Source organism: Acinetobacter sp. BD54 (genome assembly GCF_044778325.1).
GTDB classification, from domain to species: Bacteria; Pseudomonadota; Gammaproteobacteria; order Pseudomonadales; family Moraxellaceae; genus Acinetobacter; species Acinetobacter baumannii.
Genome location: NZ_JANJEP010000002.1, coordinates 150707 through 170823 on the forward strand (window position 1 = coordinate 150707; position 20117 = coordinate 170823).

Sequence of the window (20117 nt, forward strand, 5' to 3'; positions counted from 1 at the left end):
TTTGAGCAATATGCCTTACGTGAAAAATAACAATCGTTGCAAACCGTAAAGAAAGCCTCCTCATAATCAAATGACAATTATAGGAAATAGAGGAATAACAAATGCGCGCTCTTACTTACCACGGTGCAGAAGATGTTCGAGTAGAAACGGTTGCAGACCCAATTATTCAAGAACCAGATGACATTATTTTACGTGTGACTGCCACAGCGATATGTGGCTCCGACTTACATTTATATCGAGGCAAAATCCCAAAGACTGAACATGGCGATATCTTTGGGCATGAGTTCATGGGCATTGTTGAAGAGATCGGTCCAGCCGTCACCGCAGTCAAAAAGGGCGACCGTGTGATTGTGCCATTTGTGATTGCCTGTGGTGAATGTTTCTTTTGCCAACTTGACTTAACCGCTGCATGTGAGACCACCAATACAGGGCGCGGCGCGATTATCAATAAAAAGCAGATTCCACCGGGTGCAGCTTTATTTGGCTATAGTCATCTTTACGGCGGTGTACCGGGCGGGCAAGCAGAATATGTTCGCGTACCAAAAGCCAATAAAGGACCTTTTAAAGTACCCGGCTCACTGTCAGATGAAAAAGTACTTTTCTTGACCGATATTTTGCCTACGGCTTGGCAAGCCGTGACCAATGCCCAAGTGAAACGTGGCTCAACCGTTGCAATTTATGGTGCTGGTCCAGTCGGGCTATTAAGTGCTGCTTGTGCCAAGATGCTTGGGGCTGAAAAAATATTTATGGTCGATCACAATGAATATCGATTGAACTATGCGGCGGCAACCTATGACGCTATTCCGGTTAATTTTGATGAAGTCGATGCAGCCGAATTTATTATTCAAAATACGGACAATTACCGTGGGGTCGACGCGGTGATTGATGCGATTGGTTTTGAGGCAAAGGGCAGTGTTATTGAAACAGTCCTGACCAATTTAAAACTTGAAGGTTCAAGTGGCGCAGCGCTTCGTCAATGTATAGCCGCGGTTCGCCGTGGTGGTGTGGTGAGTGTACCGGGCGTATATGCAGGTCCAATTCATGGTTTCTTATTTGGTGATGCTTTTGATAAAGGGCTAACTTTTAAAATGGGACAAACCCATGTGCATCAATATTTACCGCAACTATTAGAATTGATTGAGCGTGGCGAATTAACACCTGAAACAATTATTACCCACCGAATGAAATTAGAAGATGCCGCAGAGGGATACCGCATTTTTAATGAAAGAGAAGAGGACTGCCGTAAGGTGATTCTGCTTCCTTAAAACTCTCAATCTTATAATTTCACTCTAGAGCCTCTTAGTGAAAGGGGCTTTTTTATTTTCAAGATGCACAATTTTTAGTGCAGCTTTTTATTTTCCATTCTAAAGCGCACCCAATTTGCTCAAATTGAGTATTACTTTTCTCCAAAAACGTAATACTAAGCTGGCATATCCTTTGCATAGTCTTAAACAATCAAAAGTGATCTAGGGTTCCGATACTTACAGTATGTCTGGACCGAGAGTTCACGGTTCCTAGCGAACTACACGGAGGGATAAAAGCCCGGGAGGAAGTCTAAAACTATCCGACAGGAGTGGCTATGAACACTGCAAGTTATCATAACAATCAGGCGATTTGGACCGAACTTTTACCCGGAGGACATCACTGGTCGGGTCGTATTCAAAAAGGAACTATTCTTAGATTTACTTCGCTTGGCGCTCAGGCAAATGTTTCTTTGTTTTGTGTAAATGCTGCTGATGTGCTTGAACGTTTTAACATGCCCGACAGTTTAAAAGGGCAACACACTGCCTATTTAAAAGCTTCCAACGTATTGTATTCAGACCTTGGCCGTGTCATGGCTTCCATTGTTCGTGATGATCATGGTTGGAATGATGCACTTTGTGGCCCAAGCCGACCAGAACAAATTGAAAAGCAATTCGGTACTCGTACATTTCAAGATGCCCGCAATGATATGTACCAAAACGGCTTAGACAGCTTACTCATTGAAATGTGTAAATACGGACTTGCCAGCCAAGATCTCAGTGCCACCGTTAATCTATTTTCTAAAGTTGCACCAGATGAAAACGGTGCTTTGTCTTATGCCAGTTCTGATAACACCAATCAAAGCATTGAACTGCGTTTTGAAATGGACTGCTTAGTATTTTTATCTGCTGCGCCGCATGGTTTAGACACCAGCCCAAGCTATCAACCTGCCGATATTCAACTCAGTTTATTTAAAGCCCATTCTCTAACAGACAGCGATATTTGTCGTGATGCATGTTCGCAAAATCAGCGCGCGTTTCAAAACACAGCCCGCTACTACGCACTTAGCAATATTTAAATCAGGAGAAGCATCATGACAGTTTTACAATCATTTGAAAAAGCAGTTTTAAATGAAGTTTGTCCTGCTGGCGAAGCGTGGATGTGCGAGGTTAAAAAAGGCCAATATTTTCGAATTATTGACCTTGAGGGAAACCAAGCAGTCGATACTTTATTTATGAGTGCAGAAAACCCGACTGAGCGTTATAGCGCAATGGATACCTTGGCTATCAACCAACAAATCTATTTAGAAAAGGGCACCAAACTCTACAGTAATTTGGGCCGTCCAATAGCCGTTATTCATGATGATAACTGCGGGCGCCATGACACCATTGGCGGTGCTTGTTCTTGTGAAAGTAATACAGTTCGCTATGCACATGAAACCTACCCAATGCATAGTTGCCGTAACAACTTTATGTATGCCTTGGCAAAACACCCGATTGCAAAAAAGCATGGCTTAAATGTCCGTCATATTGGCCCAAACATTAACTTTTTTATGAATGTGCCTGTTACACCAGACGGTCAGCTTAAATTTGATGATGGAATTTCAGGGCCGGGGAAATATGTCGAAGTTCGGGCAGAAATGGATTTAATTGTTTTAATTTCCAATTGTCCGCAGCTCAATAACCCATGTAATGCCTATAACCCAACCAAAATTCAACTGGTTGTCCGTGAAGCGGAAGGGGTGTAAGCATGTTTAAAAAAGTTCTGATTGCTAACCGCGGTGCAATTGCCTGTCGCGTAATTCGCACCCTTAAAAAACTCGGGATCGCTTCGGTAGCTGTTTACTCCGAGGCCGACCGTGACTCGTTACACGTGACTTTGGCCGATGAAGCTTTCTTGATTGGTCCTGCACCTGCCCATCAAAGTTATTTAAATATTGAAAAAATCCTTGAAGTAGCAAAACAGTCGGGAGCAGAAGCTATTCACCCCGGTTATGGTTTTTTGTCTGAAAATGCCGAGTTTTGTGATTTGTGCGAAAGCCAAGGTATTGCCTTTATTGGGCCAACTTCAAGCCAAATGCTCGATTTTGGTTTAAAACATACTGCACGTGAACTTGCTATTAAAAGCAATGTGCCTCTACTTCCGGGTAGCTCATTACTTGCTAATGAAGCCGAGGCTTTGACCGAAGCTGCTCGTATTGGCTATCCAGTCATGCTGAAAAGTACCGCGGGTGGCGGTGGTATTGGTATGCGTCTGGTCTGGAATGAAACTGAATTAAAAGATGCCTACCAAACCGTATCTTATTTAGCGCAGGTCAATTTTAAAGATGCAGGTTTGTATTTAGAAAAATTTGTACAACATGCACGCCATATCGAAGTACAAATTTTTGGTGATGGGCAAGGGAAAGTTTTGGCATTGGGTGAGCGTGATTGCTCGGTGCAACGCCGTAATCAGAAAGTCATTGAAGAAACACCCGCACCACATTTAAATGAACAGCAACGTGACTACTTGCAAAAAGTTGCGATTCAACTCATGCAGTCGGTGAACTACCGTTCGGCAGGCACGGTTGAGTTTGTCATGGACACCGAAACGCAAGAATTTTATTTCTTAGAGGTCAACACGCGTTTGCAAGTCGAGCACGGCGTGACCGAGCAAGTGTTTGGTGTCGACTTAGTTGAATGGATGGTTACTTTGGCAAGCGGTGACTGGTCAGCACCCACAGAAAAGTTAGAGCCAACAGGACATTCCATTCAGGTTCGTCTTTATGCCGAAGACCCAATTAAACAGTTCCAGCCGAGTGCAGGCCTACTCACACATGTTAAATTTGACGCGCAAGCACGAGTCGAAACATGGGTTGAAACAGGTTCAACAGTATCATCTTTTTATGACCCAATGATTGCTAAAATCATTGTAACTGCTGCAACAAGGGACCAAGCCATACAGGCAATGAGTGCTAGTCTTGCCGACACGCAAGTCGCAGGGATTGAAACCAATCTGGAATATTTGCAGAATATTATTGCTTGTGATGTGTTTGCTTTAGGTACTCAAACCACCCGATTTTTAAATACCTTTGAATGGAAAACTCAAAAAATTGAGGTGTTGCAGGCTGGCATTCAAACCGCCATTCAGGATGTAACAGGTCGACTAGGTTATTGGGATGTTGGGGTGCCGCCATCAGGTGCCATCGATCCACTCAGTTTAACTGTGGCAAACCAGCTTCTAGCCAATGAGCCAAATACGGCAGGGCTTGAATGTACCTTGCAAGGGCCAACTTTAAAGTTTCACTGCGACAGCCAAATTGTGATTACGGGCGGTGATATGCCTTCAAAACTTGATGGCGAACTGGTGCCGATGTGGCAAACCATCAATGTAAAAAAAGGCCAAGTTTTAAAATGTGGGATTATCCGTTCAGGTTGCCGTAGCTATATAGGCGTGAAAGGTGGTTTCGATGTTCCTGAGTATTTAGGGTCACAGGCGACTTTCACTTTAGGGCAGTTTGGTGGACATGCAGGCCGTAATTTATTAATTGGCGATATGTTGCCAATTACTGAATATTCCGCTCAATCGACTACAGCTTTAGCTCAAGCGCAAATTCCTAGCTTTACCCAAAACTGGGAAATTGCCGTCATGTATGGGCCACATGGCGCACCAGATTTTTTCACTAAACAAGATATTGATACCTTCTTTGCCAATGAGTTCGAAATTCACTATAACTCAAGCCGCACAGGCATTCGTTTAATTGGCCCAAAACCAGAGTGGGCACGTGAAGACGGTGGTGAGGCAGGCTTACATCCTTCCAATATTCACGACAATGCTTATGCCATTGGCGCAATTGATTTTACGGGCGATATGCCAATTATTTTGGGTCCAGATGGTCCGAGCTTAGGTGGCTTTGTTTGCCCTGCGGTAGTCATTCATTCCGAACTTTGGAAAATCGGGCAGCTAAAAGCAGGCGACAAGGTCAAATTTGTACCCGTGAGTTATGCGCAAGCAAAAGCACTCGATCAAAAATATCATCAAAGTTTAACCGCGACTGATACAACTCAGATCGATTTTAACCCAGCCATTCAAGCAGAACCCGATACTTTAAAAGATGCCATTTTAGCTACTTTAGACGGTGACGCTGGTTTACCAAGCGTGACCTATCGACCAGCAGGAAATAGCTATTTGTTGGTGGAATATGGCGAGTTAGTACTTGACCTAAATTTACGCTTCCGTATTCATGCACTCATGCAATGGGTCAAAGATCAAAACATTCAAGGTATTATCGACTTAACACCTGGCATTCGTTCACTGCAAATTCATTTTGATTCAATCCAGCTCGATCAACTTGAACTTTTACAGAAACTTCAACAAGCAGAAGCCGAATTACCCGATATTCAAAATATGCAGGTGCCTTCACGGACTGTCTATTTGCCTTTGGCTTGGGAAGATTCGCAGACTCAACTTGCAACTGAGCGCTACACACAAATTGTTCGACCAGATGCACCGTGGTGCCCAGATAACGTCGAGTTTATTCGCCGTATTAATGGCTTAGCTTCAAAGCAAGCAGTTAAAGATGTGGTTTATAGCGCAAACTATTTGGTGATGGGTTTAGGCGATGTGTATTTAGGTGCACCCGTTGCAACGCCACTCGATCCACGCCAACGTTTAGTCACCACAAAATATAACCCTGCGCGAACTTGGACACCTGAAAATGCGGTCGGCATTGGCGGGGCGTATATGTGTGTGTACGGTATGGAAGGGCCGGGTGGCTACCAGTTTGTTGGTCGCACGACCCAAATGTGGAGCCGTTACCGTAAAAATGCCAACTTCGAAGAAGGCAAACCGTGGTTACTGCGCTTTTTTGACCAAGTTAAGTTTTATGAAGTTTCTGAGACTGAACTTCTACAAATGCGTGAAGACTTTAAGGCGGGCCGACTACAACTTCGTATTGAAGATGGTGTGCTTAACTTAAAAGAATACAACGAGTTTTTAAAAACACATCAAGACAGCATTCAAGCCTTTAAAGACATGCAACAAGCTAACTTTGAGGCTGAGCGCCGCCGTTGGCACGAAGCGGGCTTACAAGAATATATCTCTGAAAGCCTAGATGCTGTTGATGAAGGTGAAACCGTGGTTATTCCTGAAGGAGGCTGTGCAGTCGAATCACACATGCCGGGTTCAATCTGGAAAATCGAATGTGCATCAGGAGATATTGTTGAAGAAGGTGCAACCCTTGCAGTAATTGAAGCAATGAAAATTGAAATTCCGATTATTGCGCCGGAACGCATGAAAGTAGAAACCATTACCATTGAAAAAGGGCAAACCGTAAAAACAGGACAAGTGCTATTTACTTTGGCACCAGTCGCTTAAACCAAAAGAGAGCATCGATATTGATGCTCTCTTTTTTATTATGCTTCGGTCAAATGTTTTAATACTTTATGGCCATGTTCAACAGCTTCTAATTTAATTTTCGACTCTGGGTTACCCGATAAAGGCGATACGTCATAAAGCAAAAATGTGCCGCTTAACTGCATTTGCGTATATTGAATTGAATGTTGAACTGATTTTAAAAAGCTATCGATTAAGTTTTCTTGGTCGTTCACCATGTTCGCTTCTTTTTGCCCGACCGTCATACTAATAATGACTTTTTTATCTTTTAATTTGTCGCCCTGAGAGCCATAAGCAAACTGATAAGTAAAAACTTCATCAAACCATAACTTCAAAATTGCCGGCATATTAAACCAGAACATTGGATATTGCAGAATAATCGTGTCGTGGCGTAACAACGCTTCTTGTTCAGCGCTGACGTCAATTTTATAGTCCGGATAAAGCTGGAAAATATCTCGCACTTCAAGGTCCGGATAGGTTTTTATGAGTTCATTCACAATCGTTTTATTTGCAATTGATTGAGCGTAGTAGGGATGAGCCAAAATCAGTAAAGCCATAATAATGCCTTGTAGCTATAAAAATCATAGTCACTATAATTTTTATAGTATGGGTGTACAATAACTATCAAAGTTGATAGGTAGCGTTTAAAAATGGCAAATACTGAAAATAAATGTGAAATCACCATGAATGGAAAAACGTATCCATGTCATATCAGTATGGCTATGGATTTAGTCGGTGGAAAATGGAAATGCGTGATCTTGTATTATCTAAAAGATGGGCCAAAACGTTTTAATGAAATCAATCAATTAATGCCAACCATCACAGAAATGACCTTAAGCCTGCAACTCAAGCAATTAGAGCAAAGTGGCTTAATCTCTCGAACCGTTTATGGTGAAAAAGCACCGATTAAGGTGGTTTATGAAATGACCGAATTAGGTCAATCTTTTAAGCCTGTTTTAGAGTCTTTATCGGTATGGGCACATACGATGATTAATCCAAAATAGTATAAAAATTAGTTGTTGTAACTTATCACCAATAATTTCTTCAAATTATTAGTGATAAAGTATTGTTTTTAATATTTATCAAAGAGTATTATTTAAACTTTACACTTAATAAAATCCTTGGAATAAAATGCAAAATCAAAAGTTTAAAGATTTAGTTAAACAAGAACTTAAAAATAAAACTAGATCAATTAAAGATCTAGCAAGGTTTGTTCAACGTAATAATGGTTATCCGTCATATAGTGTATTTTTAGGGGCTGGTGCATCTGTAACATCTGGAATACCAACCGGAGGAAGTTTAGTTAAACAATGGCGCGAAGAAATATATAAAGAAGTATTTGATAGTAATATTGAATCTTTAAAAGATAATGAGTTGGAAATAATTAATTATTTATCTAAAAATGAGGGGATTTGGTATAATCCTCAAAATGAATATTCTTCTCTATTTGAAAGGAAATTTGATTTACCATCTCAAAGAAGAAGGTTTGTAGAATCAATAGTAGATAATAAAAAACCATCTATAGGATATAATTATCTAATCAATCTTGTTAATGAAAAAGCATTTAATACAATTTTTACAACTAATTTTGATGATTTGTTAAATGAAGCATTTTATCACTTTTCGGATGTTAGGCCCCATGTTTGCGCTCATGATTCCTCAATAGGTAGTCTTTCAGTCTTATCTGATAGACCTAAAATTATTAAATTGCATGGAGATTATTTATTTGATGATATTAAGAATACTTTAAAGGAAACCGAAAGTTTAGAAAATAACACAAGAGAAAAGTTTATTGAATTCTCAAAAGATTATGGATTAATAATTGTTGGTTATTCTGGCCAAGATAGGTCCATCATGGATGTTTTAAATTATTTAGTACAGCAAGAAGAATATCTTAAAAATGGAGTATATTGGTGTTTTAGAGAAGATGATGAGATATCACATGAGGTTCGAAAGATATTATGGAAAGATAAAGTTTATTGTGTGAAAATTGATGGTTTTGATCAATTATTTGCAGAATTAAATAATGAATTAGGCATTAATCTAAAACAGTTTTCTGAAAAAAATTCTTTAAAAATTGATAAGTGTATTGAGAATTTTATTAAAGATGATTTTAATTTAAGTTCTAATGATTATATTAGAAAAGATTTACTTAAATTAAAAGAAAAATCTAATAATCAAGATATTTCTGAATTAATTGCAAAGTTAAATGAATCTAATCAAAATAATAATTTATCTTCAATAGAATTTAAACAAATACTAGAAATACAAAATTTGATTCTAACCGGTAGTTTTAATAAAACAGTAGCTAAAATTGATAAGCTTTTGCAAGATAGCGGATGTGATCTATCAAGTGAATTAACAAAGTTTCAGGAAAATTTATTTTTTATGAAAATAGATTGTCTTGAAAAAGAAAAAAAGATCGAGCAGGCCAATGAAGCAATTAATAGTTTAATAGCAAGTGATAAATTTAATTTAACTTATCATCATAAAAAAATATTACTTATTAATGATAGTAAAAAAAATATAGAATACTTATTATCTATTCTTGATTTGTTTCCTTATAGTGCATCAATTAGAAATGATATTTGTAGAAGTTATCTTTCATACTATTTGAAGAGTAAAGTTGAACCTGATTTAATTAATGTTGATAAGTGTTTAAATTATATTGAAGAAAGTTTGAATATTGATAATAGTTTGGATAACCTTGCTTATGAAATAAAAGTAGAATTGCTTTTTATTAAAAAAGATTTAATTTCAAAGAAAACTTCAAGTACTCTTAATCGTAATAAAATTATTGATGAAACTAATGATCAAATAAAAGAATTAATTGTTAAGGTTTTAACTGTGAGTCCCAAACATCAAAATAGCATTGATTGTTTAATTAATTACTTAATAAAGAGTGATTCCTCAGTTGATTTTTTAAAATTTTATAATCAAATTTTTTTAAATATTGATAAATCTAGTAAGAAACAAAAAAGATATATTATTAAAAGTTTTGCTATGTTGTTTAATAAAAGAAAAATGTTAGAACGTTATCAAAAAGATAGTGATATTAAAAAAGAGGCCGTAAACTTTTTCTCGAAACCTGAGTTTGATAGCAATATATTTTATTTTTTATATAAAACTATGTTTATGATTTCTTTAAATGTAAGGGATATTTCATTTTATAATCTAATCGAAAAATGTATTAATCATAAAAATGTTTATGAAATTGCTTTAGAGTTAGTTTCTCTTCTGGAAAGTTTAGATTTAAAAGATGAAGTAAGAAGTTTAGATTTGATAATGAAAAACCATCAAGATAAATTAACACCATATGAAGCTAGTTTATTTTCAAAGAATGTTTCACTTTTGCTGTATGGGGCAAAATCTGATGAATTTATGGATTATTTAGAAAATACAAGAAAACTCTGTCCAAGTTTTTCAAGATATTTAATTAAATATACCTATGATTTACTTTTAGCAGAGAAATTTGATCAAGTTCTAGAATGTTTGAAAAATAGCTCTGAGATTATTCAAGATTTGGATGAGGATGACAGAGCTGTGCTAAAAATTAATGAAGCTACTGCTTACAAAAAAATTAATAATGGGCAATTATCAAATAGTATTTATGAAGAATTGAAGAAGATCGTTTCTAAATCTCTTTCACAAGAAATTACGATATCTTGTAAATCACTTATGGATGACCAGCAAACTTTATCGAACATCAAGACATTAATAAATATTGATCACCACTTTTATTATTATTTCCAACAATGGCCAGTAATATCAGATAACTTAAAGCAGCAACTACGGAATAATTATGAGAAACATATGATTGTGACATTAGATAGAGCTAGTTAATTAAAAGCCCCATCCCTGTGCATGGGGCTTTTTTTTGCCCAAAAATCACTCATAAATTTCTGCCACACCTATCAAAACCCCCCTTAAAAACTGGCACATTTTCTGCATCTCATATCAGTAATACAAAAACTGAATTTGGTAATACCAAGCTAGAGGTGTGATATGAACGATGTAAAACCTGTGGTTCAACCAAAGCAAACTTTAAAAGCCTTTTTAGTCGAATTACTTAGCGTACGTGCAGGCGTATATATCAAACAAAACAATCAGCTGCCTAAAACAAAAGGATAAGACTGTGGCAAAACAAAAGCTTGCTCGAATCAGTATTACCGTACCTGAATCGACCCTCAACGCACTCGATCAAAAAATTGTCGAGCAGAACTATGAAAGTCGCTCGCAAGCTATTGTCGACATGATTAATAAACACTTAATTGCGGAGCAAGCACAGGCCAATGAAGTCATGGTGGGCACATTGACGCTGCTTTATGACGCTAGCCAAATGACCTTGCGCAACCAATTGGTTGATTTGCAACAACAGTTTTTAGCACAAGTGATTAGTTCACTTCATATTCAGCTCGACCAACAAAAGATATTGCAAGTCATGTTAATGCAGGGCGCGAGTTCTGAGCTTAGACAAATTAGCCAGCAATTTATTGTGCTGAAAGGGGTAATCAAAGGACATCTAGAACTGATGGATGCCGTCATGCCGCCTATACAGCAAAATGACTAAATGAGGGGTAGCGTGTTGAAAAATTTATGGACCATCCAAGACTGGAAAACAGCATATCAAAACGGACAAATCCATCTTAAGGATCTGATTGGCTATGTGGCAGAAATTCAAAATGATGATCATGCATGGATTGAAATTGCATCGAACGAGCAGATGCAGGCACAAATTGATATTTTAAAAGACCAGAATGTTGCTGACTTACCTCTATATGGTGTGCCATTTGCAGTTAAAGACAATATTGATGTTGCTGGATTTCACACTACTGCTGCTTGTAAAGAGGTTCAATATTTAGCGAACCAAGATGCTGCCGTAGTTGCCAAGCTGAAAAAAGCAGGGGCGATTGTGGTCGGTAAAACCAACCTTGATCAGTTTGCAACGGGACTGGTTGGTGTTCGTTCTCCCTATGGTGCAGTAAAAAATAGTTTTAACCCCGAATATATCAGCGGTGGTTCAAGCTCTGGTTCTTCGGTAGTGGTTGCCAACGGTATTGTACCTTTTAGTTTGGGGACAGACACGGCGGGGTCAGGGCGTGTACCTGCGGGCCATAACAATATTGTGGGCCTTAAACCTACAAAGGGCTGGTTTTCTACCACAGGTTTAATTCCTGCATGTCGGACTATTGATGTCATTTCTATTTTTGCCTTGCATGTTGATGATGCTTGGACAGTTGCCAGTTTAATGCAGGGCTACGATGAAACAGATGAATATTCACGAGTACATCCAGCCAATGTACCGACTCAGTTTTCTAAACGAAAAATAGCTATTCCAACTCAGCTTGAGTTTTATGGTGATCTTGAATCTGAAAAAGCTTTTTTAGTTGCAATTGAGCGCGTAAAAAAACTGGGCTATGACGTTGAGAGTATTGATTTCAGCGCGTTTAATGAGCTTGCTGCCGCACTGTATAACGATGCATGGGTGGCAGAAAGAACAGTCGCCGTTGAACGCATGACCACACGTGAAAAGGCTCATCCAGTCATTGCTCAAATTATTGCGCAGGCAGATAAATTCAAGGCAACAGATGCACTTCAAGCCGAATATAACCGCGCCGTTCTGGCTCGAAAAATTAATTTGGCTTTACAGCCTTTTGATGCATTAATGGTTCCGACAGCGCCAACCATTTATACCATTGCCGAAGTTGAAGCCGATCCGTTGACTAAAAATGCACACATGGGGGCCTATACCAACTTTGTTAATTTTGCTGATCTTTCGGCTTTAGCTTTACCTAATGTACTCCGTGAAGATGGTCTACCAAGTGGGGTAACCTTCATTGCACCAGCTTGGCACGATCAGGCACTCGCTAATTTTGCGCAGCTTTGGCAAACCGAAACATCGCTGAGTTTAGGTAAATCAACTCAACATTATCAAAAAAGTATAAACATCCAGTCGAATCATTCAGTGCAGCTTGCTGTTGTGGGAGCACACTTAACAGGCATGCCACTTAATTTTCAGCTGACTAGCCGCAATGCAACTTTGCTTAAGAAAACCCAGACCGCAGAGACTTATAAACTCTTTGCCTTAAAAAATACCACGCCACCAAAGCCGGGGCTGCAATGCGATGCAGCAGGTACTTCAATTGAAGTTGAAGTATGGGATGTTCCATTAGCAAATTTTGGAGCCATTGTGGCTGAAGTACCTGCACCTCTTGGCATTGGGAACTTGAAATTAAAAGATGGAACATGGGTCAAAGGCTTCATTTGTGAAGCGTATGCCATTCAAGATGCAACCGATATTAGCCATTTTGGAGGCTGGCGAGCTTACATACAGTCACTCAATCAAACCGCTCAAAGTGTTGTTAGTAAAAATGTTGGGGAAGTTTCTATATGATTAAAAAAGCGTTTTTATCCGTATCTATTTTATCGGCAGTTGTATTGGGTGGGTGTGACAATACGGCTAAAGTGCCCGAGGCTAAACAAGACGCTCAGGCATCTACAAATACAAAACCAATTACCATTGGCTATAGCGATTGGCCGGGCTGGGTGGCTTGGCAAGTGGCTATTGAAAAAGGCTGGTTAAAAGAAGCAGGGCTAAATGTAGAGTTTAAGTGGTTTGATTATTCGGCTTCTCTTTCGGCCTTTTCGGCAAATCAGCTCGATGCTGTGTTGGTCACCAATGGCGATAACTTGGTAACTGCTTCTGGCGGTACGCAAGGCATGATGATCATGGCAACGGATTATTCTGCGGGCAATGATGTCATCATTGCAAAAGAGGGTATTAACACCATTCAAGACTTAAAAGGAAAATCAATTGGTGTCGAAAAAGGCTTGGTTGACCATCTTTTATTGGCAACAGCTTTGTCCGATCATAACATTAAAGCGAATGAGGTGAAGCTGGTAAATTCAGCGACGAACCAATTACCTCAAGTGTTTAATAGCCCAGATATTTCCGCGATTGCTGTTTGGCAACCTGTTGCTGGTCAGGCATTAAAAGCAGTGGCAGGCTCTAAAATTATCTATACCTCTAAAGACAAGCCGGGTTTAATTTACGACACCTTAACAGTCAACATGAGTCATTTAACAGCTCATCAAGAGGAATGGAAAAAAGTTATTCAGGTGTGGGACAAAACAGTTAAATATATTAATGACCCTGCAACCCATGCCGATGCAGTTAAAATTATGGCAAATCGTTCAGGGGTTGACCCAAAGCAATATGAGTTGATGGTTAGCGGTACGCATTTATTAGATATCAATGCCAATAAAAAAGTATTTACTAAATCTCAAGGCTTTGACTCGATTTATGGCTCTAGCTATCACGTCAATAAATTTAATGTCGAAAACGGTATTTATAAAACCGAACAAAATGTAGATGGGCTGATTTATCCAACACTCATAGAACAACTCAAATAAGCTCCATAAAGCAAAAAGCCCAAGTTGAACTTGGGCTTTTTAATGTCTTACTTATTTTTCTGTACTGACCTGAGTCATACGTGGAATTTTTGGTAAGTCTTGCAACGCAGGGTCAAGCTCATCTTCTTCAGCGTGAACTAGATAATCAACTCGTGCCCGAAGTTGTTTGAACTCAGGTGTACTCATTAAATCGAGTGAGCGTGGGCGAGGTAAATTAACTTCAATAATTTCCTTAATTTCACCGGGGTTAGCTTTAAGTGCCACAATTCGGTCTGCCAGTAAAATAGCCTCATCCATGTCATGGGTCACAAAAATAATGGTGATATCAATGTTTTGCCATAAATCCATTAAGTGCTTTTGCATTTTTTGGCGAGTATGTGGGTCGAGCGCACCAAAAGGTTCATCCATAAGTAAAATTTTAGGTTGATTAACTAAAGCTCTAGCAATCGCAACGCGCTGTTTCATGCCACCAGAAAGTTGGTGTGGATACTGATTTTCATATTTTTCTAAACCAATAATATTGATCCATTCGCGTGCTTGAGCTTCGGCTGTCATTTGACTGGCGCCGCGCATTTGCGGACCAAACATTACGTTTTCTTTTACAGTTTTCCACGGAAAAAGGGTATAGCCCTGAAACACCATGCCGCGATCAGGACATGGGCCTGTAATGCATTCGCCGTCTACTAAAACTTCTCCGCTATGGTATGGGTCTAAACCTGCAATAACACGGCTTAGCGTCGATTTACCGCAGCCAGAAGGGCCAATCACACAAATAAATTCTCTTTTATGAATTTTTAAATCGAGTTTATTTAAAACAGTGCGTTCGCTGTGACCATGCTTAAAGACTTGGCTCAGTTGTTTAGCTTCCAAAATAACAGGACGTTCATAAATTTTTTGAAAGTATTCATGTGCGTTAAATGTTGAATCGTTCATTATTTTGCTCCTACTTTCCAAGTGAACACCCGCTCACCTAACTTCATTAATAACCAATCACAGACCAGCCCAATCACCCCAATAATCAAAATGGCCGCATAGACATTGTCAAAGTTTTGATAGCGTGCCTGTTGGGTGATAAACCATGTAATACCCGAGGTCGTACCAATCAACTCTGAAACAATTAAATAGGTCCATGCCCAGCCCAATAGCACACGTAAGTCACGGTAAATATCAGGTAACGCAGCAGGAATCACCACGTGAAATAAACTTTTGAGCTTATTGGTGCCAAGCGTATAGCCAGCTTCAATTAAGCTTCGATCAACCATTCGGGTGGTATTGGCAATAATGAGAATTTGCTGAAAGAGCGTACCAATCACAATAATGGCAATTTTAGGTGCGTCATTAATCCCTAAAATTGCCACTGCAAGCGCACCAAAGGCGGGAGCGGGTAAGTAACGGAAAAATTCGACAAACGGTTCTATTAACAGGGATATCCGCTTAGAAAAACCACACAAAATACCCAGTGGAATCCCAATTAAGGAAGAGATAAAAAAAGCTGAAAATACCAGTTTAATACTGTGCCATAAACTTTGATGAAACCATGGCGAATCAGGTTGTTCAGGTGGTGTGGTAAATGCGGTGACCAAAGCCTTAGCGACTTCATGGGGAGCGGGTAAATAAATTGGATTGACTAAAATACCTTGTGGTGGTGCAGAATCTCGATTGACTGCATTTTGTGCTTCGAGATAGAACACATTTTTATCAACGCGACTTCCTACTTGTAAGTAAGAAACACTTCCCGAACTTGTGATTTGTACTTGAGGATGCCAAACAAAAGGTAAGTAACTGATTGCGCACCAAAGACATATTGGAATCACGAAAGAACAAATACTGAGAATCAGCTTGTTCTTTTGCGTAAATTCCTTTGCAACATAACCCATATTGAGAGCTCCCCATTTTGATCAGTATTACGATTTTCATAAAACGTAATATTGTTAAGCAAAATAGGTGCCATCTTTAAAGTGCATTAGATGAGTTAAGAAGACGAGGGAACTAAAGTTTCATGTAAATACACCCAATAACATTTTTCGCCTTCTACTTTAATGCAGGCCGTAGAGGTACGTACTGTCTCGGTTTCATTAGTTTGCTGATGTTCCTGATATTGCACCCAACAGTAATTTTCAAATTCGTATAAGGCTGTGCTTTTAAGAATAGTGATTTTTAAAGAGGGCTTTTTTCCAATATTTTGACTAAATAAGTTTTTAACTTCGGCTAAACCAATACTCTGACCTTGAACCGTAACCATCTTAAAATTTTGATTAAAACTGTTTAAAAGTGGTGTGAGACTTTGTTCTGCATTTTGACCTGTAAAAACATTTTCGATCAAAACATATAAGTCAATGACACTTTGAATGGCCTGATCCATTTGTTTAGACATGGATTTTCTCCTTTAAAATTTTACCTTTATTTTAGATAAACTAAAAAGTATGTAAGTTAGGGGAAGATAAGCTAATTTATATAAATTAGACAATTCTGTCTGTTTTTTATAAAATATCGATGATTATGACTCAGTTTTTATAATAATGATGTCCCATAAAATATTTCAAATTTTAGATAGTTTAGGATTGGTCGCACAGAATCGCGTTCTTCATGTGCAATTTTCCAACGCATCATTAAACAATCAAGTCTTCTTACAACGTATTGAAGGCGAACATACGCTTAATCAGGGCAGCGTTGCTGAGTTATTGTGTCTATCGACAAACGCCCATATTGCATTAAAACAGCTTATTGGCTGTCAGGTTGCCGTCGATCAGGTCACCGATACAGGCCAGTTTTTTAGAACGACAGGTATTATTACCGAAGCCAGCCAAGGGCAAAGCGACGGCTCACTCACTATTTATAATTTAACTTTAAAAGACCCAACTGCACTCTGGCATAAACGCCGTAATAGCCGCGTGTTTATGAATAAAAGCGTGCGCGATATTAGTGAAATTCTATTTAAGGAATGGCAAGGCAAAAGTCCGTTATTTGCCTCAAGCATAACGCTCGATACATCCGGCTTAACTAAAGACTACGATGTGCGTCCATTTGTGATGCAGTCAAATGAAAGCGATTATGACTTTTTAACCCGTTTGTGGCGTAGTGAAGGTATTAACTGGCTGGTCGATGAGTCACAGCTTTTTGTCGCTGACCCAAATGCTTCTATTCAGCCACAAGTCTTACGTTTAATTGACGATAACCAAAATTATCAGGCACTTGAACGCCGCTGCATCCGCTATCAACGCAGCAGTGCAACAGAACAGTTCGATACCATTACCCAAGTCAAAGCTGAGCGTCGTTTACAACCAACCTCGGTTCATGTGCAACGCTGGCAAGCCGATGCTCTGCAACAAGAAGAAGGTAGCGGCAGCGTACAAGGCACCCAAAAGCACAGCGAACACTATGACAATGCAAGCCTGAACCTTGAAGATGCATGGCATGTTAGCCCAGCGTGGATGCAGGATTTAAACGGGGAAGATCAAGCCACAGCTTCAGGCAATAGCCAGATTGAACAACTTAACCAGCATATCAATGCTTACCATCACTTGAGTTCTAAACAGTTTACCGTTGCAGGGAATGTCCGTGATGCACAGGTAGGTTACTGGTTTGAACTCAATGACCACCCAGAACTTGACCAACATGACAGTGCTGATAAAGAGTTCTTAATCTTAAGCAAACACTACTATAACCAGAATAATTTACCGAAAGAAATACAACAGCAACTTGAGCGCCTATTACCACAAGGCAAACTCAAGGCAGCCCAACTCGACAGTCAAAACCCTGAGCAGCGCCACTTTGCTGAGCTGAATGTCGTTCGTCGTAACATCAAAGCTGTGCCTGAATATAACCCGCTAGAGCACCGACCAGCCGCTCACCCACAGCGCGCTAGAGTGGTGGGTTTAGAGGGTGAAAGCATTCATGTCGATCAATGGGGACGTATTAAGGTCCGTTTCCTGTTTACCCGAGCTGATGACCACAGTCATGATGGTGGAGCAGGAAGTAACGACAATGACACTGACTCCGCTTGGGTCGATGTGCTGACCCCATGGGCAGGGGCAGGTTATGGCGCACGTTTCTTGCCTCGCGTGGGCGAGATCGTTGTGATCGACTTCTTTGACGGAAACATTGACCGCCCGTTTGTGGTGGGGCGTATTCATGAAGCCGAGCGCCACCCGACCCAGTTTGACCAGAAAGGTCAGCTACCTGACACTAAAAAACTCAGCGGTATCCGTTCAGAAGAAGTTGATGGCAAAGGCTTTAACCAGCTCCGTTTTGATGACACCACAGGCCAAATCAGTGCCCAGCTACAAAGTAGCCATGCCGCCAGCCAGCTAAACTTGGGTAACTTAAGCTATCCAAAAGACAAGGCGGAAAGCGATGGTCGTGGGGAAGGTTTTGAACTCAGAACTGACCAGTGGGGCGCGGTTCGAGCTGGTAGCGGCTTACTCATTAGTACCCACAAACAGGATCAAGCACAAGGTGTACACCTTGATGCAAGTGAGGCCAAGCAACAAATCGAAGGCAGCCTCAACAATGCCAAGGCACTCAGTGAAGTTGCTAAAAATCAGCAAACTGACCCCTTAGATATGCTTGAGAATATTCAGACTTTCTTAGAAGTTCTCAAACAAGAAGATCCTAAAAAAGCTGCTGAGTTTCAATCAGCAGTGATGCTGCTAGCATCTCCAAAAAGTATTGCTGTAAGTAGTAATGAAGATATACACCTCAGTGCAAATGGTCAGCTCACTCAAAGTGCTGGAGATAGCATTAATATGAGTACGCAAAAGAATATAGTGAATCATGCGAGCCAAAAGATTAGTCTCTTTGCCGCTCAGGAGGGTGCTCGACTTTTTGCTGGGAAGGGCAAAGTAGAAATTCAAGCTCAAGGTGATGGCTTGGATGTCATTGCTCGAAAAGGTATACAGATTACTTCAACCGAAGACACAGTTTTTATTACTAGCCCAACTGAGATTAATCTGACAGCAAACGGATCTCAAGTTAAGCTGAACGGTTCAGGTATTTTCCCTGTTACGGGCGGTAAGCTTGAGGTGAAAGCTGGGCAGCACTTGTTTAGGGGAGGGTCATCAATAAATCCACCTGCATTAGATTTACCAGACTGTTCGGCTAAGCAAACTCAAGCTGCTCAAAATGGTTCGGCTAAGGTAGATTTATCATGAGTTTGTCGGTTTTTAATACAACCCAATATGAAGATTTAAAAGATATTACTTCTAAAATTGAAGAACAGTGCATCCAAATTCTGAATGAATATGGCCAGATTATTTTTTTATTAGATACTACACTGAATGATTCTATTTTTAACGGTGTAATAGATAATCTATCAAACAAAAATATTGCATATATCCCTTTAGCGCATAAAAAAGAAATTGCAAAGTCAAATCTCTTTTTTATTTGTATTGATGATAAAAAAGTATTTGAGCAGATCAAAGAGGACTTATTGCAAAATCTATCGAGAAATAAAAATATTACGAATGACTGCTATTTTGTTCATGGGTTTGGCGTGGCGAAGACACGCTCACTTGAGGAATTGCGAGATCAGATAAAAACTAAATTAGTGATTTCTGATCAAGGTAAAAAAATTCTTTTCCGTTGGTATGATCCTAGAGTCATGATCTACTTGGATGAGATTTTTAAAACAGAATATGTAGGTGGCTTATTAAATGGCTTTAAAGAATGGCATTTTTTGCATCCAAAAGGTCTATTTAGCTTTAAGTCTTACGATGAGTCGCAATCAATCTTGAATCTAACAAAAGTGAACCTTGAGCAATCTATAGAATTGGATTTAATTGAAATTGCTAATAATGTATTTCAACAATTAAATGAATTTGAACAAGTTGATCTAATAAAAATTCATCCAGTTGAAATCCATCAAAATCTTAAAGAGGCTTACTACGATTTTGGTATTCAAAATCATTTAGATTTAGTTACATATGGTCTTTACAGCCAAATTATACATAAAAATTTTATACAGCATCCCATGGTAACCAATGTGCTCTACGACCGTTGTGTAATGAATAAAATGTCTTTTACGGACGCTATGAATTATGTAACGAAAGACTTATATGAACAAATAGCTAAAGAATTAAATGGATAAAAAG

At 39.3% G+C, this 20117-nt stretch carries 16 protein-coding genes and 1 riboswitch; of the genes, 12 read left to right on the forward strand and 4 right to left on the reverse strand.

What is annotated here, in order from left to right; all coding sequences use genetic code 11:
- Positions 1-101: 101 nt before the first annotated feature.
- The 4 genes from NQ782_RS03510 (at position 102) to uca (ending at position 6597) form a co-directional block, all read left to right on the forward strand.
- Positions 102-1265: a zinc-dependent alcohol dehydrogenase gene (locus NQ782_RS03510; RefSeq protein WP_001202386.1), complete on the forward strand. Its 1164-nt coding sequence runs from the start codon at positions 102-104 to the stop codon at positions 1263-1265.
- Positions 1266-1455: 190 nt separating this feature from the next.
- A riboswitch (guanidine-I (ykkC/yxkD leader) is annotated at positions 1456-1551 on the forward strand.
- Positions 1552-1579: 28 nt separating this feature from the next.
- Entirely contained in the window at positions 1580-2320 is a 741-nt protein-coding gene (locus NQ782_RS03515) for an urea amidolyase associated protein UAAP1 (protein WP_001090539.1), read from the forward strand.
- Positions 2321-2335: 15 nt separating this feature from the next.
- The gene (locus NQ782_RS03520; RefSeq protein WP_000217385.1) at positions 2336-2989 is read left to right on the forward strand and encodes an urea amidolyase associated protein UAAP2; all 654 of its coding nucleotides are present in this window, start codon (positions 2336-2338) and stop codon (positions 2987-2989) included.
- Positions 2990-2991: 2 nt separating this feature from the next.
- Complete coding sequence (gene uca, locus NQ782_RS03525; protein WP_000475267.1) at positions 2992-6597, forward strand: urea carboxylase; 3606 nt, start codon at positions 2992-2994, stop codon at positions 6595-6597.
- A 38-nt stretch (positions 6598-6635) separates the two neighbouring features.
- Here the strand turns inward: uca and NQ782_RS03530 are convergent, their stop codons facing one another.
- On the reverse strand, positions 6636-7172 hold the full coding sequence (locus NQ782_RS03530; RefSeq protein ID WP_001196264.1) for an NAD(P)H-dependent oxidoreductase: 537 nt from the start codon (positions 7170-7172) through the stop codon (positions 6636-6638).
- Between the two features lie 93 nt (positions 7173-7265).
- On the opposite strand from NQ782_RS03530, the gene NQ782_RS03535 reads away from it, so the two are divergent.
- The 6 genes from NQ782_RS03535 to NQ782_RS03560 all read left to right on the forward strand — a co-directional run bounded on the left by NQ782_RS03535 (position 7266) and on the right by NQ782_RS03560 (position 14028).
- Entirely contained in the window at positions 7266-7619 is a 354-nt protein-coding gene (locus NQ782_RS03535) for a helix-turn-helix domain-containing protein (RefSeq protein WP_000024055.1), read from the forward strand.
- A 127-nt stretch (positions 7620-7746) separates the two neighbouring features.
- Positions 7747-10458, forward strand: coding sequence for an SIR2 family protein (locus tag NQ782_RS03540; protein WP_086231148.1), 2712 nt, complete (start codon positions 7747-7749; stop codon positions 10456-10458).
- Between the two features lie 162 nt (positions 10459-10620).
- A complete protein-coding gene (locus NQ782_RS03545; RefSeq protein ID WP_001000629.1) occupies positions 10621-10746 on the forward strand; it encodes a hypothetical protein in 126 nt (41 codons plus the stop codon).
- A gap of 4 nt (positions 10747-10750) precedes the next feature.
- Positions 10751-11185, forward strand: a complete 435-nt coding sequence (locus NQ782_RS03550; protein ID WP_001118704.1) for a CopG family ribbon-helix-helix protein — start codon at positions 10751-10753, stop codon at positions 11183-11185.
- A 12-nt stretch (positions 11186-11197) separates the two neighbouring features.
- A complete protein-coding gene (gene atzF / locus NQ782_RS03555; protein ID WP_057093035.1) occupies positions 11198-13009 on the forward strand; it encodes an allophanate hydrolase in 1812 nt (603 codons plus the stop codon).
- A complete protein-coding gene (locus NQ782_RS03560) occupies positions 13006-14028 on the forward strand; it encodes an ABC transporter substrate-binding protein (protein WP_000591168.1) in 1023 nt (340 codons plus the stop codon). The genes atzF and NQ782_RS03560 overlap by 4 nt, the downstream gene beginning before the upstream one ends.
- Before the next feature lie 51 nt (positions 14029-14079).
- Here NQ782_RS03560 and NQ782_RS03565 read toward each other — a convergent pair whose 3' ends face one another.
- The 3 genes from NQ782_RS03565 to NQ782_RS03575 form a co-directional block, all read right to left on the reverse strand.
- Positions 14080-14961 carry an ABC transporter ATP-binding protein gene (locus tag NQ782_RS03565; RefSeq protein ID WP_001000081.1) on the reverse strand — a complete coding sequence of 294 codons (882 nt, stop codon included), beginning with the start codon at positions 14959-14961 and terminating at the stop codon, positions 14080-14082.
- Positions 14961-15905, reverse strand: coding sequence for an ABC transporter permease (locus NQ782_RS03570; RefSeq protein WP_005135439.1), 945 nt, complete (start codon positions 15903-15905; stop codon positions 14961-14963). Before NQ782_RS03570 ends, NQ782_RS03565 begins: the two co-directional genes overlap by 1 nt.
- 95 nt (positions 15906-16000) lie before the next feature.
- Positions 16001-16402 (reverse strand): hypothetical protein, encoded by a 402-nt coding sequence (locus NQ782_RS03575; protein ID WP_057093037.1) that lies wholly within the window; start codon positions 16400-16402, stop codon positions 16001-16003.
- A 145-nt stretch (positions 16403-16547) separates the two neighbouring features.
- Here NQ782_RS03575 and NQ782_RS03580 point away from each other — a divergent pair, with 145 nt between their 5' ends.
- Complete coding sequence (locus NQ782_RS03580; RefSeq protein ID WP_086378297.1) at positions 16548-19178, forward strand: type VI secretion system Vgr family protein; 2631 nt, start codon at positions 16548-16550, stop codon at positions 19176-19178.
- Entirely contained in the window at positions 19175-20113 is a 939-nt protein-coding gene (locus NQ782_RS03585) for a hypothetical protein (RefSeq protein ID WP_017815967.1), read from the forward strand. The genes NQ782_RS03580 and NQ782_RS03585 overlap by 4 nt, the downstream gene beginning before the upstream one ends.
- Positions 20114-20117 lie beyond the last annotated feature (4 nt).

Excerpts from the sequence above, each read along its gene's own strand:
- NQ782_RS03510 (WP_001202386.1), top strand. The coding sequence starts at position 102 with ATGCGCGCTCTTACTTACCACGGTGCAGAAGATGTTCGAGTAGAAACG.
- NQ782_RS03515 (WP_001090539.1), top strand. The coding sequence starts at position 1,580 with ATGAACACTGCAAGTTATCATAACAATCAGGCGATTTGGACCGAACTT.
- NQ782_RS03520 (WP_000217385.1), top strand. The coding sequence starts at position 2,336 with ATGACAGTTTTACAATCATTTGAAAAAGCAGTTTTAAATGAAGTTTGT.
- uca (WP_000475267.1), top strand. The coding sequence starts at position 2,992 with ATGTTTAAAAAAGTTCTGATTGCTAACCGCGGTGCAATTGCCTGTCGC.
- NQ782_RS03530 (WP_001196264.1), bottom strand. The coding sequence starts at position 7,172 with ATGGCTTTACTGATTTTGGCTCATCCCTACTACGCTCAATCAATTGCA.
- NQ782_RS03535 (WP_000024055.1), top strand. The coding sequence starts at position 7,266 with ATGGCAAATACTGAAAATAAATGTGAAATCACCATGAATGGAAAAACG.
- NQ782_RS03540 (WP_086231148.1), top strand. The coding sequence starts at position 7,747 with ATGCAAAATCAAAAGTTTAAAGATTTAGTTAAACAAGAACTTAAAAAT.
- NQ782_RS03545 (WP_001000629.1), top strand. The coding sequence starts at position 10,621 with ATGAACGATGTAAAACCTGTGGTTCAACCAAAGCAAACTTTAAAAGCC.
- NQ782_RS03560 (WP_000591168.1), top strand. The coding sequence starts at position 13,006 with ATGATTAAAAAAGCGTTTTTATCCGTATCTATTTTATCGGCAGTTGTA.
- NQ782_RS03565 (WP_001000081.1), bottom strand. The coding sequence starts at position 14,961 with ATGAACGATTCAACATTTAACGCACATGAATACTTTCAAAAAATTTAT.
- NQ782_RS03570 (WP_005135439.1), bottom strand. The coding sequence starts at position 15,905 with ATGGGTTATGTTGCAAAGGAATTTACGCAAAAGAACAAGCTGATTCTC.
- NQ782_RS03575 (WP_057093037.1), bottom strand. The coding sequence starts at position 16,402 with ATGTCTAAACAAATGGATCAGGCCATTCAAAGTGTCATTGACTTATAT.
- NQ782_RS03580 (WP_086378297.1), top strand. The coding sequence starts at position 16,548 with ATGATGTCCCATAAAATATTTCAAATTTTAGATAGTTTAGGATTGGTC.
- NQ782_RS03585 (WP_017815967.1), top strand. The coding sequence starts at position 19,175 with ATGAGTTTGTCGGTTTTTAATACAACCCAATATGAAGATTTAAAAGAT.